This is a genomic window from Arthrobacter sp. LT660, assembly GCF_056172845.1.
Genome location: NZ_CM149651.1, coordinates 2,074,187 through 2,087,303, shown reverse-complemented (window position 1 = coordinate 2,087,303; position 13,117 = coordinate 2,074,187). Strand labels below are relative to the sequence as shown.

Sequence of the window (13,117 nt, the reverse complement as noted above, 5' to 3'; positions counted from 1 at the left end):
CCCTAGCGCAGGCGGGGACCGATGCTGATCCGCCGCAGCTCAGCGGCGAGGCGGTCCATGAACACGTCGACCTGCGCGCTGCGCCGGTCATTGAGCTGGAGTGCGAAGATGCTGCGCGCGAGCCGGATCTCGGGCACGTCGACCACCACGACGCCGTCGGGCCGGTCCTGCATGGCGAGGTCAGGCACCAGGGCCGCGCCGAGGCCGGCGGCGGCGAGCTGCAGCGAGGCGTTGAAGTCGTCGCAGTAGGCCACCACCCGCGGATGCAGGTCGCAGGAGGCGAACAGCCGGGAGATGACGGTCGCGTCCGACGTCCCGGGGTGGTGCATGATCCACGGCATGTGCGCCAGCTGTTCGGCGGTGACCTCGGACCCGTCCGCGATCCGCCACGAGCGGGGGAGGACCACCCGGAAGTTGTCGTCCCCGATCCATTGGCGGTCGATGGTGTTGGGCCACGCAAGACCCGCCTGTCCCACTTGGAACACCAGCGCCAAGTCCAGCTCCCCGCCCGCATGGAGACCTTGGATCGTCTGGTGCGGTTCGCCGACGCTGACGCGGAGGCTGATGCCCAGGGACTGCCAGTCGGGTGACCCGAGGAGCTTGGGCAGGGCGAATGTGGCCAGGGAGGGGAAGATGCCGAGGCGCAGTTCGCGGACGCCCGCCCCGTCCTGGCCGGCCCCGGCGGTGTGGCTTGCGGCGAGGAGGGCGTCGATGTCCGTGAGGACCTTTTTCGCGTGCCGGGCCATCGTCGTGGCGGCGTCCGTCGGTTCGATCGCGCGCGCGGAACGACGGAACAGCGAGACGCCCGCGTCGCGCTCGAGTGCCGACATCTGCTGGGACACCGCGGAGGCCGTGTATCCCAGCCGCGCGGCCGCGGAGGCGAAGGAACCCTGCTGTATGACCTCGAGGAGGGTGCGCAGGTGCACCGGGTTGACCATCAGGACTCCTTGCGCTGGACGCTGTGAGGGGCGCTTACGCTAATTCATCCTAGTGCCCCCGGACTACTCGGCGTCCGCGTCCGCCCGTTCCCCGCGCGGCTCCTCGTCGTCCCATTCCTCCTCGGCGTCCTCGTCGTCGAGGTCCGCCGCGGTTTCGAGGTCGTCGTCGAGCAGGTAGTTGTGCTTGTGCAGGGGGTCGACCCCGTCCATGGATTCGGGCGCATCGGAGGATCCCTCGTAGGGCTGGCCGTCGCGTCCGTCCTCCGGTCCGTTCAGGTCGTCGTCCGCCTGCTCGTCGAAGACGGTGTCGTCGAATGCGTCGCTCATGGGTTCCTCCTGGTGGCCGGCCGGACTGGTCGCCCAGCGGTGTTCCGTTCAGTCACAGCGTAGGACGATGCCGGCGGCGGCGACAGCCCCCTAGGGCACCAGGCCCATCGCCCCGGCGGTGAGCCTCAGGGAGACCAGCCGGTCTTCCGGCAACGGCGCGTTGTGGACCGTGATCAGCTCGTCGGCCCGCGCGTGGTCGGCGAATCCCTCGAGGTACTCGCGCACGGCGTCCGGCGTTCCGACCGCCGTGTAGGCGAGCATCCGCAGCACCGATTCCCCGGCGGGCGAGGTGAGCAGCATGTCCACCTCGTCGTCGGTGAACGGCTGCTCGCGACCGCGCCCCAGCATCATCCGGATGCGGCTGCGCCGGACGTCCTCCATGATCCGCTGCGCCTCCTCGTTGGTTTCCGCGGCCACGACGCCGACACCGGCCACCACATGGGGTTCGGCCAGCTGCTCCGACGGCCGGAACTCGGCGCGGTAGAGCGCGACGGCCTGTTCGAGGGAATCCGGCGCGAAGTGCGAGGCGAACGAGTACGGCAGGCCCAGCTGCGCGGCGAGGCGCGCGCCGAACAGGCTCGAGCCGAGGATGTACAGCGGCACCTGCGTTCCGCGTCCGGGGTAGGCGTTCACGCCCGGAATGCGCGAGGCCGCGCCGAGGAACGACTGCAGCTCCAGGACATCGTGGGGGAAGGCATCGGCCGACGCCGGATCGCGCCGCAGCGCGCGGAAGGTCGCCTGGTCGCTGCCCGGGGCGCGGCCCAGGCCGAGATCGATCCGGCCGGGAAACAGCGTCTCCAAAGTCCCGAACTGCTCGGCGATGACCAACGGAGAGTGGTTGGGCAGCATGATCCCGCCCGCACCCAGACGGATCGTCGAGGTGTGGTGCGCGACGTGGCCGATCAGGACCGACGTGGCGCTGGAGGCGATGGTCGGCATGTTGTGGTGTTCGGCGTACCAGACGCGCGTGTAGCCGCATGCCTCCGCGGCCTGCGCGAGTTTCACCGACTCGACGAAGGTCTGGGCGGCGCTGCCGCCGGGGGCGATGGGCGCGAGGTCGAGGACCGAAAGTGGAATGCTCACAAGGGCGGCAACCCGTTCGGCGACGCGTTCATTCCCCGCGGAAGCCGGCGATCCAGTCGACCGTCGCGCCGATGCCGCCGAAGGTGTAGAAGTGGAACGCCACCTCACCGTGCGTATCCGCCACGTAGCCGGCCGCGAAGTCGCGGATGAACCGGTCCGGTCCCGCGGTTCCCAAGAGGTTGGCCAGCGAGAAACCGTACTTCTGCGCCACGCCGGCGGACGAGGCGACGCCGAAGCGCCGGGCGAAGGCGAGCAGGCGCCGAACGCCGGCCGGCCCCGGGACGCCGATACGCACGGGAAGGTCGATGCCGCGGTTCCGTACCTCGGCGAGCCAGACCAGCACCGGCTCCGGATCGAACCCGAACTGCGTGATGATCGCTGCGTCCAGGCCCTGCCCGCGGAGGGCCTCCGTTTTGTCCTCGAGCGATTGCCACAGCGTGTCCGTGTCGATCTGCGGGTGGCCCTCCGGATAGCCGCCGACGGACACTCGACCGAACCCGTGGCGGTGCAGGGCGCCGCTGCGGATGATGGACAACGCATCCGCGTACGGTCCGGCCGGTTCGGCGGGATCCCCGGCGACCACGAACGCCTCCGTGGAGCCGGCTTCGGTCGCGAGCGAGCCGAGGAAACCGTCCAGCCCGGCGGGGGAGGACAACAAACGGGCGGCGACGTGAGGAACCGGGACGAAGCCGGCCCGCCGAACGGCCAGGGCGGCGGCGATGCGCGCGCCCATGTCCTCGTGGCCCAGAAACGTCACGTTGACGCGCGTGCCCGGCGGTATCGCGTCCCGCGCCGCCTCCAGTCCGGCGATGTCCTTGCCGGTCATCTCCAGGGAGAAGCCGTCGAGGAGGTCTCGGGGCTGGCTCGGCGTCGTCATGGGGATCCTCCATTTCCGGCCACGTCGTCGTTGCGCGGACTCTGTGCTGCGCCGGGTTGCGTTTGCCGCATTAAAGAACGAAGGCGGCACCCTCAGCGGGTGCCGCCTTCGCGGTGTTGAAAGAGCCCGATGATTCGGGCTGATCCGCTACTTAGACAGCGCGGATGTCGGTGGCCTGCAGGCCCTTCTGGCCCTGGGTCACCTCGAACTCAACGCGCTGGCCCTCTTCGAGGGAGCGGAATCCGTTGGACTGGATCGCGGAGTAGTGCGCGAACACGTCGTCCGAGTTGTCGTCCGGAGCGATGAAGCCGAAGCCCTTTTCAGCGTTGAACCACTTAACGGTACCAATTGCCATGATGTGTCCTTTCAGACTGTCCGCAGGGGACGTAGGGGTTGCGACCACCGGACTTGGTGGCCCCATGCAGCTACGAGATTTACCGCGAGTCAAAAAGAGACACGCCCCGCGAACGGGGACTTGGCACTGAAACTACTACGAGAAAACTACGACTACATGCCCAACGATACCGGAGGACCCGCACAGAACCAATTCGCGGCGGACGGACCCCGCCGCATCGCCCTACAGCCGGTCGAATCGTTCGAGAACCAGCTCCACGAGTTCCGCCGGAACTTCCGTCCCGGGAACCAGCAGGGGCGCGGAGACGACGTCGGCCCCGCAGCCCGCCACCATCGCGGCGAAGTGCCCCGGCGCCATGAGGTACGTGGCGACGACGACGCGCCCGCGGGCGAACCAGCGCCGGCGGGACCGGCTCGAGGCCCGCTCGACGGCTTCGGGGACGGAGGGTCCGGCCGCCGAGACGAACGCGGTCTCCACCCCCGTTCCCAACCGGTCCGACAGCAGGCGTCCCATCGTGTGGCAGTCCGCGATGCCCTGCGGATCCGTGGACCCGGCGCACGCCAGGATCACCTGGTCGCCGCGGCGCAGCCCGGCTTCCACGAGCCGGCGTTGCACCACGGTCGCGAGTCGCGGATCCGGGCCCAGCGCGCGGGAGAGCGTCGTCCCGGGCGCGGACGCCGCGGACCCGGCGAGGTCGTGGCGCGTGTGGAACCCCGTGGACAGCAGCAGGGGCACGATCCGTGGGCTGCCCCCGCAGGCGTCCAGCACCACATCGACGCCGGGAGTCTGCACGTCGACGTACGCCGCCGCGACGGGAACGTCGGGACGTGCGGCGGCCACGGCGTCGACCAGCTCGGTGATCGCGGCACGGCCCGCCGGGCTGTTGGTTCCGTGCGACGCCGCAACGAGGGTGGTCGCCCGGACGGGCGGCTCCCAGCCGCCCCACGCGGAATTGAACGCCGGGGCGAGTGGGGCGGCGGCCTCCCCGAGCATGTTCTTCTCCAGCATCGCGGCCGTCACAGTCCGAACCCGACCCAGAGCCGGCCGTCCTCCACGCGGACCCTGTGCACCGGAAGCGAGAGCCCCGGCGAGGTGAGGCATTCGCCCGTGTCGAGGCGATAGGTCTCCTTGTGCAGCGGACTGGCGATGGTGTGCACCAGGCCCGCGTCGGTGGAACGGCCGCCCATGATGCCGCGGGCCATCACCTGGGACCCGGTCGCCGGGCAGCGCTGGTCGGCGGCGTGGACCGACCCGTCGGCGAACCGGAACAGGGCCACCTGCCTGCCGTCGATCCAGGCGGCCTCGCCCCAGCCCGTCTCCAGGTCGTCGAACCAGCAGACGTCGTGCCAGTCCTGGGTGCCTGCGGCCGTGGCGGGTGCGTGTTCCTCGATCAGGATGGTCATGGCGTGTCTCCTTTGTTGGTCGTTGCCTCTTCGTTGGGCGTTGCACCGAGCCTAGGAAGGCGGTGTTACGCGTTCGTCCGGCCGGCGTTTCGCCCCGGTAAATCCACTCTCACGCACCGGCGAATCTGCCCGTGAGGGCTTCCGGCGGCGGCTTGGCGCCCTTGTTTCGGCCTTGTTTCCGGCGGTTCACCGGAAACCCGCGGATCCCGGAAAACAATGTATTGCGAATGAAACGCGGGGGTAATTGGGGGGCAAACGCCGCTTCCTAGGCTTGTCCCCAGACGGACCACCACGAGCGAGGACACCATGAGCACAGCATCCGGCAAGACGAGCACCTTCGGCAGCACGGACGGCGAGCGCCGGATCGTGGTGATCGGCGGCGGCCCCGCGGCGCACCGCTTCACCGAGGCCATCGCGGCGCGCGGCCTCGACGGAACCAGGGTCACCGTCCTGACCGAGGAAACCCACCTCCCGTACGACCGCGTCGCACTCAGCAAGGCCCTCACCGAACCGGGCGTCGACCTCACCCTGGGCGGGAGCCTGTGGGACAACGACGCCGTCACGCTCGTCACCGGTGCCCGCGCCGTCGACCTGGACCTCGCGGCGCGGGAGGTCGTCACGGCCGACGGTGGGCGCCACGCCTACGACGAGCTGGTCCTCGCCACCGGCTCCAACGCGGCGACGCTCCCGATCCCGGGCAACGAGCACACCCACGTCTACCGCACGCTGGAGGACGTCTGGTCCATCAACGGGCAGGTCGCCGAACTCACCGAAAAGCTCGGGCGCGCGATCAACGCCGTGACGATCGGCGGCGGACTGCTGGGGCTGGAGGCGGCCGCCGGGTTGCAGTCCCTCGGCGCGAAACCCATCGTCATCGACGGCGGCAACTGGCTCATGGGCACGCAGCTGGACGAGGGCGCCGGTCAGGCCATGGGCAGGCTCGTCGCCGGCAAGGGCCTGGAGGTCCACGGCGGCGTCTTCCCGAAGGCGGTGCTCACCGAGGAACACGACGGCGAAACCCGCGTTGTCGGCGTCGAAATGGCCGACGGACGCATCATCGACGCCGACATGGTGGTCGTCTCGATCGGCGTCCGGCCCCGCGACGAGATCGCCCGCACGCTCAACGCCCGCGCCAAGGAAGAGGCCGCCGCGGCGGCCGGGAAGCCGGCGGACGAACTCGGCGACGAGGACTTCGTCCCCGTGTTCCGCGTGGGTGCCCGCGGCGGCATCGTCATCGACGAAACCTGCGCCACCGACGTCGAGCACGTCTGGGCCGTCGGCGAGGTCGCGAACTTCGGGGGCCTGTGCATCGGCCTGGTCGCCCCCGCCAACACGATGGCGGAGATCGTCGCGGACCGGCTCTCCGGCGGCGACGCCTCCTTCGGCGGATTCGACACCGCCACCAAGCTGAAGCTCTCCGGCGTCGACGTGGCCAGCTTCGGCGACGCGTTCGCCAAGGCGGACGGCGCGCTGGAGGTCGTCTACGCCGACCCGGCGCGCGGCGTCTACCAGAAGATCGTCGTCACCGACGACGCGAAAACCCTTCTCGGCGGCATCTTCGTCGGCGACGCCGCCCCGTACACATCGCTGCGGCCGCTCCTGGGCCGGGAACTCCCCGCCGAACCCGGCGCCTACCTCTCCGCCGCCGGAGGCGGGGACGCCCCGGACACCGAACTGCCCGACGACGCCATCCTCTGCTCCTGCAACAACGTCTCCGCCGGCTCCATCCGCGACGCCGTGGGAGGCTGCGGGACCTGCGAGGAAAACGACCCCGTTCAGGACCTCGGCGGGCTGAAGGCCTGCACCCGCGCCGGTACCCAGTGCGGGTCCTGCGTGCCGATGCTCAAGAAGCTTCTGGAAAAGGAGCTCGTCAAGGGCGGCGTCGAGGTCTCCAAGTCCATGTGCGAACACGTCGAACTGTCCCGCGCGGAGCTCTTCGAAGCCGTCCAGCTGGCCGGCCTCGCGTCCTTCGACGCCGTCATGGAGCGCTTCGGCACCGGGCTGGGCTGCGACATCTGCAAGCCCGCAATCGCCTCCATCCTCGCGTCGCAGCACTCCGGCTACCCGCTCGACGGCGGGCTCGGCGGACTGCAGGACACCAACGACCGCGCGCTGGCCAACATGCAGAAGAACGGCACGTACTCCGTGGTTCCGCGCATCCCCGGCGGCGAGATCACCCCGGAGAAGCTGGGCGTGATCGCCCGCGTCGCCGGAAAGTACAACCTCTACACGAAGCTCACCGGCGCGCTCAGGATCGACATGTTCGGCGCCCGTCTGGAGCAGCTGCCGGAGATCTGGAAGGAGCTCGTCGAGGCCGGCTTCGAATCCGGCCAGGCCTACGGCAAGTCGCTGCGCAACGTGAAGACGTGCGTCGGATCCACGTGGTGCCGTTTCGGCGTGCAGGACTCGGTCGCCATGGGCATCGCCATGGAGCTGCGCTACCGCGGCCTGCGTGCGCCGCACAAGTTCAAGATGGGCGTCTCCGGCTGTGCCCGAGAGTGCGCCGAGGCCCGTGGCAAGGACGTGGGCGTGATCGCCACGGCCGACGGCTGGAACCTCTACGTCGGGGGCAACGGCGGGGCCAACCCGGCCCACGCCCAGCTGCTTGCCAAGGACCTCGACGACGACACGTTGCTGAAGTACGTCGACCGCTACCTGATGTACTACATCCGCACGGCGGACCGGCTGCAGCGCACCGCACGCTGGATGGAGGACCTCGACGGCGGGATCGACCACGTCCGCTCCGTCGTCGTCGAGGACTCGCTCGGCCTGGGCGCGGACCTCGAGGCGGCCATGGCCCGCCACGTCGACGCCTACGAGGACGAGTGGGCGGCCACCCTGGCGGACCCCGACCGGCTCCGCCGCTTCCGCTCCTTCGTGAACGCGCCGGACCAGAAGGACGACTCGCTGGACTACGTCGAAGAGCGCGGGCAGCGCCGGCCGGCCGGCCCCGTGCCGCTCGGGGACACCATCCCGGTGGGCCCGCAGGGCGCCGGCGTCGGGGCGACCCCGTGATCGCCGGCACGCTGGAACTGACCGGCCACACCGTCGTCGTCTGCGGACGCCTGGAGGCGGCCCGCCGCGCGACCGCACGCTACCGGGCCATGGGCGCGGACGTGCGCAGCGCCGTCGCCCCGTCCGACCTCGCCTCGCTGTCGCCGACCCTGGGGCGCGCCAGCCTGCTGGTAGCGGTCGACGACGGCCGGCCCGGCTGGGACGTCCTGCCGGCGCTGTGCCGCGAACGTCGCCTGATGCTGGTCCGCGAACCCGCGGCGGCCACCACCGGCACCGTGGCCCTGGTCGGCGGGGGACCGGGAGCCGCGGACCTGGTCACCGTGCGCGGCGCCGAGGCGCTCGGCCGCGCCGACGTCGTGTTCTACGACCGGTTGGGACCATACGGCACGGTCGCCTCGCTGGCGCCCGGCGCCGAGTTGGTCGACGTCGGGAAGCTCCCGGGGCACCACAAGGTGCCGCAGGCGCGGATCGAGTCGATGATCGTGGAGGCGGCGCTCACCGGCAAGGCCGTGGTCCGGCTCAAGGGCGGGGACCCGTTCGTCTTCGGGCGCGGAGGCGAGGAGGTCGCGGCGTGCGTCGCGGCGGGGATCCCCGTCACCGTGGTTCCCGGCATCACCAGCGCGGTGTCCGTGCCGGGCGCGTCCGGCATCCCCGTGACACATCGCGGCGTGAGCCGCATGTTCACGGTCGCCTCGGGGCACGAACCGTTCGGCGAGTCGGAGCTGGAGCACCTCGCGGGGCTGCGCAGCACCATCGTCATCCTCATGGGCGTGGGCACCTTGCCGCAGACCGTCGGCGGGCTGCTGCGGCACGGGCTGGACCCGGCGACGCCTGCCGCCGTCGTCGAGCGCGGGTTCAGCGACACGCAGCGCAGCACGGTGGCCCGCCTGGACAGGCTGGTCGTCGCCGCGGCACTTGCGGGCTGCTCGTCCCCGGCCGTCGTGGTGATCGGCAATGTCGTCGCCGTCGGCGGCGCGGCGGAGGCTGCCGAGGTTGCCGGGTTTCCCGTCGGGGCGCGGCGATGAGCGTGGTTCCGGGGGTGCCCGGTGAGCAAAGCCTGGAGGGCTTCCGGATCGGGGTCACGTCCGATCGGCGCTCCGAGGACCTGATCGACGCTCTGGTGCGCCGCGGAGCCTGCGTGCTGCACGCGCCCGTGCTCCGGATCGAGCCCGTGGCGGAGGATGCCGAGCTGGTCGCCGAGACCCAGGCGATCATCGCGGCGGAGCCGGAGTTCCTGCTGGTCACCACCGCCTACGGGATGCGGCGCTGGATCGAGGCGGCGGACGCCCATGGGATGGGGGAGGAGCTGGCGGACGTCCTGGAGACGGCCAGGATCCACGTGCGTGGGCCCAAGGCCCGCGGCGCGGTGCGCGCGGCGGGTTTCAACGACGAGGGGATCAGCGAGGACGAACGCACCGCCACGCTGGTGCGGAACGTCATCGACGCCGGTGTCTCCGGCAAGACCGTCGCGGTCCAGCTCCACGGCTACGCCGACCTCGAGGGGCTGGAGCGTCTCCGTGCGGCCGGCGCCACGGTGCTGACGGTGTCGCCGTACCGCTGGGTCGCCCCGGAGGACAGCGAGGAGAAGGTCGAACGGTTGATCGACGCCGCGTGCAGCGGCGGGCTCGACGTCATGACGTTCACGTCCGCGCCGGCCGTCGACGCGCTGTGGAGCGCGGCCCAGGCACGCGACCGCTACTGGCCGTTGGTGGAGGCGTTCCAGTCCACGCTGACCGCGGCCGCCGTGGGCCCGGTGACGGCGCAGCCGCTGCTGGATGCGGGCATCGAGCCGTTGGTGCCCGAACGCTACCGGATGGGCGCGATGATCCGGCAGATCGTCGAGCACCTGTCCGGGCGCGGGACCCACCGCATCGATACCGCGCTGGGCCAGTGCAGCGTGCGCGGCAACGCGGTGGAGCTCGGCGGCGTCCGGAGCGAACTCAGCGCGTCCCAGCTGGCGTTGTTCCGGGCGCTGGCCGACGCGCAGGGCGCCGTCCTGCCGCGCAGCGAGCTGGTCGGGATCCTGCCCGAGGGGCAGGGCGACCACGCGCTGGACATGGCGGTCAGCCGCCTGCGGCAGGCGCTGCCCGAGGGCAAGCTCGTCGCCACCGTGATCAAGCGGGGGTACCGGTTGAACGTGTAGCCGGTGCCGGCGTTGTTGCCGTTTCCGCGGCCGGTGCCGCTGTCTGGCCGGCGAGGAACCGGGGCAGCCACAGCTTCTCCCAGCCGCTCGTCTCCTGGGCTTCCTGGGAGTCGCGTTCGGGCACCTGCCGGCACACCCAATAGCTGCCGCGTCCGTCGCGCGCGAGATATCGGTAGTTCACGAGTTCGCGGCGGAGGAAGGCGACGTCGTTGTGCGCGCGCCCCAGCACCGTGTTGACCTCGGTTTCGGAGTAGGTTCGGCCGGGTCGGAAACCCGCGAGCAGGTCCAACAGGACGGCGGCGCGTGCTTTGCGGCGCGCGGGGATCGAGCGCAGGAGAGGGCCGTCGAAGTAGGGGCGGACCAGTCGGTCCTGCTCGGTTCGGGCGGCCAGAAGCGCATGGTCGACGGCGTCGCCGGGCAGTTTCACCGGGTCGTCGGCCGGCGCCGCACCGCGGTCGGGGCGGAGGTTGGCCCGGGCGGCGGCGTAGGTCTCGCCGGTCTCGGCCATGCGCCGTCGGACCAGATTCTTGAAGTCGCGGTCTCTTGTCATTTTCCACCTCGGGGCCGCGCATCCGCCCCCAGCGCGCTACGACGGCCCGACATGGAACAACAAGGGGCGGGTCCGACCCGAGGATGCTCTCCCCTTTGCCGTCACGCGGGTGCTGGGGACACCGCGACGGCTCGGCGCCGGGTCGCGCCGCCATCACCATGACACGGTTTTCCGGACCCGTCAAAGACCGGCGTCGAGTTCGTCCCCGGCGAGTCGCTGCCCGCGCAATGAGCGGTGAACGATCACCGCTGCCAGCAGCGTCAGCACCACGGCGATCGCAGCGGTGAACACGACGCCGGTGTCGAAGGCCAGCGCGGCGGCGTCGCGCAGCTGCTCGGCCACGGCGGGCTGGGTGGGACCGAGCCCGTCCGCCACGCGGTGGGCGCCGCCGAGCGTCTGGCGGGCCGCCTCGGCCTGGGCGGCGGCGAGGTCCCCGGGCAGCACGAGTCGGGCGGTGTACACCGCGTTCAGGATCGAACCGAGCACCGCGGTTCCCATGACCGAGCCGACCTCGTAGGCGGTTTCGGAAATCGCGGAGGCGGCCCCTGCCCTGGCGGGGGGAACCGCCGAAAGGACCAGGTCGTTGGAGATCGTCTCAGCCATCCCGACGCCCGCACCGAGCACGCTGAAGGCCAGCATCAGGGCCGGCACGGAACCGGACTGACCGAACGCGAAAACGATCGCGTAGGCGGTGGCGTTCAGCCCCAACCCGGCGACGACGACGCAAGACGTGCGGAAACGGCGCACCAGCGGCACGGCGAGGAAGCCGAACGCGACGGTCAGCGCCAGTCCGGGCAGCATCAGCAGTCCGGCCTCGATGGGGGAGTGGCCGGCGATCAGTTGGAGGTGCTGCGAGAGGAAGTAGATGAACCCGACGAGCGCGAACACACTCAGCAGGTTCACCGAGAGTGCGCCGGTGAAAACGGGGTTGCGGAACAGCCGCACGTCCAGCATCGGGTTGGGCCGGGCGAGTTGGCGCCGGACGAACAGCGTGCCGGAGGACACGCCGACGGTGATGGCCAGCACCGGGACCAGTGCGGAATGGGCCGTGGTCGCCTCCTTGATGCCGAAGACGATCGGGGCCAGGGTTCCGACGGCCAGCAGGATGCCCGCCGGATCCACGGGGGCCGGCCGCGGGTCGCGGGATTCGGGCACCAGCAGCGGGCCGGCGACCAGCAGCGGAAGCAGCATCGGCACGGCCAGCAGGAATACCGATCCCCACCAGAAGTGTTCGAGTAGGGATCCGCCGAGCAGCGGTCCCAGGGCGGCGCCGCCGGAGAAGCCGGCAGCCCAAACGGCGATCGCGATGCGCCGTTCGTGGGCGTCGACGAAGATGTTGCGGATCAGCGAGAGCGTGGCCGGCATCAGCATGGCTCCGAAGAAGCCGAGCAGGGCACGGGCGGCGATCAACTCTTCGGCGCCCGGCGCGTAGGCGGCCAAGGCCGAAACGGCGGCGAAGCCGGTGCCGCCGATCAGCAGCAGCCGACGGCGGCCGAAGCGGTCGCCGAGCGCGCCCATGGGCACCAGCAGGCCGGCGAGCACCAGCGGGTAGACGTCGATGATCCAGAGCAGCTGCGGGCCGGTGGGGCTCAGCGCGGCCGTGAGGGCGGGTACGGCGAAGCTGAGCACCGTGTTGTCGACCGAGACGAGAAGGACGGGAAACATCAGCACGGCAAGCGCGGCCCAGCGGCGGACCCGGCCCGGTTGGGGGTGCCGGGGAGCGTCGTGCCGGAGCGGTGGCTGGCGGATGGTCATCGAGGCGTCCTGTGCGAAGTGGCGGAGTCGGGGCGGGTGCCCCTCTATAACTATACCGTCTAGACGGTATGGTTCAAGATGTCCGACGATGACGTTGAACACGTGCCGCCGGGCTAGAGTTTCAGGCATGTCTCGACCACCTGCGGCCAAGGAGAAGGTCCTCGACGCCTACTGCGAACTGCTGCGCAGCGACGGCGAGCGGGCTGCCACACTGGACGCCACCGCCGCGCTCGCCGGGGTTTCCAAGGGCGGGCTCCTCTACCATTTCAAGTCCAAGGACTCGCTGGCCGACGCCGTCGTCGAGCGACTCCTTCAGGCCGCCGCCGACGATGTTCGGACGATGGCCGCGGCCGAGGAAGGCGCTTCCCGGTACTTCGTCAGGACCTCCGTGCAGACGGGGTCGACGATGGACACCAGCTACGCCGCCGCGCTCCGGCTTGCCGCCGGTTCCTTCCAAGCCGCCACCGATGCGCTGGACACCGTCCACGGGGGGTGGTTCGACCTGATTCGCCAAGAGGTGGGCGACCCGCACGCGGCGGAGGCCATCATGCTGATCGGCGAGGGACTCTACTATCACTCGACCATGCCGGGGACCCCCTACTTCGGGAGGGCCACCGGTTCGCTGGAGGACCTGCTGCATCAGGTCGATCGCCTGAAGTCGGGCATCTGAC

At 70.7% G+C, this 13,117-nt stretch carries 13 protein-coding genes; 4 read left to right on the top strand and 9 right to left on the bottom strand.

All coding sequences use genetic code 11. The features are described 5' to 3' along the window. Positions 1-2: 2 nt before the first annotated feature. From AC0QSG_RS09615 to nirD, 7 genes are all read right to left on the bottom strand, one after another. Entirely contained in the window at positions 3-938 is a 936-nt protein-coding gene (locus tag AC0QSG_RS09615; RefSeq protein ID WP_435728344.1) for a LysR family transcriptional regulator, read from the bottom strand. Between the two features lie 63 nt (positions 939-1,001). Beyond that, positions 1,002-1,265: a hypothetical protein gene (locus AC0QSG_RS09610; RefSeq protein WP_475375221.1), complete on the bottom strand. Its 264-nt coding sequence runs from the start codon at positions 1,263-1,265 to the stop codon at positions 1,002-1,004. A 90-nt stretch (positions 1,266-1,355) separates the two neighbouring features. Continuing rightward, positions 1,356-2,348 carry an LLM class flavin-dependent oxidoreductase gene (locus AC0QSG_RS09605; RefSeq protein WP_475375220.1) on the bottom strand — a complete coding sequence of 331 codons (993 nt, stop codon included), beginning with the start codon at positions 2,346-2,348 and terminating at the stop codon, positions 1,356-1,358. Between the two features lie 28 nt (positions 2,349-2,376). Continuing rightward, positions 2,377-3,225: a methylenetetrahydrofolate reductase gene (locus tag AC0QSG_RS09600; RefSeq protein WP_475375219.1), complete on the bottom strand. Its 849-nt coding sequence runs from the start codon at positions 3,223-3,225 to the stop codon at positions 2,377-2,379. A gap of 151 nt (positions 3,226-3,376) precedes the next feature. Further along, positions 3,377-3,580, bottom strand: a complete 204-nt coding sequence (locus AC0QSG_RS09595; protein ID WP_343901574.1) for a cold-shock protein — start codon at positions 3,578-3,580, stop codon at positions 3,377-3,379. A gap of 222 nt (positions 3,581-3,802) precedes the next feature. Then, entirely contained in the window at positions 3,803-4,588 is a 786-nt protein-coding gene (locus tag AC0QSG_RS09590) for a sirohydrochlorin chelatase (protein ID WP_475375218.1), read from the bottom strand. An 8-nt stretch (positions 4,589-4,596) separates the two neighbouring features. Beyond that, entirely contained in the window at positions 4,597-4,983 is a 387-nt protein-coding gene (nirD, locus tag AC0QSG_RS09585; RefSeq protein WP_435728334.1) for a nitrite reductase small subunit NirD, read from the bottom strand. A 306-nt stretch (positions 4,984-5,289) separates the two neighbouring features. On the opposite strand from nirD, the gene nirB reads away from it, so the two are divergent. Genes nirB through AC0QSG_RS09570 form a run of 3 tightly spaced genes read left to right on the top strand, consistent with a single transcriptional unit; the run spans position 5,290 to position 10,141 of the window. Beyond that, positions 5,290-7,998: a nitrite reductase large subunit NirB gene (gene nirB, locus AC0QSG_RS09580; protein ID WP_475375217.1), complete on the top strand. Its 2,709-nt coding sequence runs from the start codon at positions 5,290-5,292 to the stop codon at positions 7,996-7,998. Continuing rightward, positions 7,995-9,023, top strand: coding sequence for a uroporphyrinogen-III C-methyltransferase (cobA, locus tag AC0QSG_RS09575; protein ID WP_475375216.1), 1,029 nt, complete (start codon positions 7,995-7,997; stop codon positions 9,021-9,023). Before nirB ends, cobA begins: the two co-directional genes overlap by 4 nt. Then, positions 9,020-10,141 carry a uroporphyrinogen-III synthase gene (locus tag AC0QSG_RS09570; RefSeq protein WP_475375215.1) on the top strand — a complete coding sequence of 374 codons (1,122 nt, stop codon included), beginning with the start codon at positions 9,020-9,022 and terminating at the stop codon, positions 10,139-10,141. The genes cobA and AC0QSG_RS09570 overlap by 4 nt, the downstream gene beginning before the upstream one ends. Here the strand turns inward: AC0QSG_RS09570 and AC0QSG_RS09565 are convergent. Beyond that, complete coding sequence (locus AC0QSG_RS09565; protein ID WP_475375214.1) at positions 10,113-10,691, bottom strand: DUF2087 domain-containing protein; 579 nt, start codon at positions 10,689-10,691, stop codon at positions 10,113-10,115. The genes AC0QSG_RS09570 and AC0QSG_RS09565 overlap by 29 nt on opposite strands. A gap of 180 nt (positions 10,692-10,871) precedes the next feature. After that, positions 10,872-12,446 carry an MFS transporter gene (locus AC0QSG_RS09560; protein ID WP_475375213.1) on the bottom strand — a complete coding sequence of 525 codons (1,575 nt, stop codon included), beginning with the start codon at positions 12,444-12,446 and terminating at the stop codon, positions 10,872-10,874. A gap of 127 nt (positions 12,447-12,573) precedes the next feature. Here AC0QSG_RS09560 and AC0QSG_RS09555 point away from each other — a divergent pair, with 127 nt between their 5' ends. Beyond that, on the top strand, positions 12,574-13,116 hold the full coding sequence (locus tag AC0QSG_RS09555; protein WP_475375212.1) for a TetR/AcrR family transcriptional regulator: 543 nt from the start codon (positions 12,574-12,576) through the stop codon (positions 13,114-13,116). The last annotated feature ends 1 nt before the right edge of the window (position 13,117 follow it).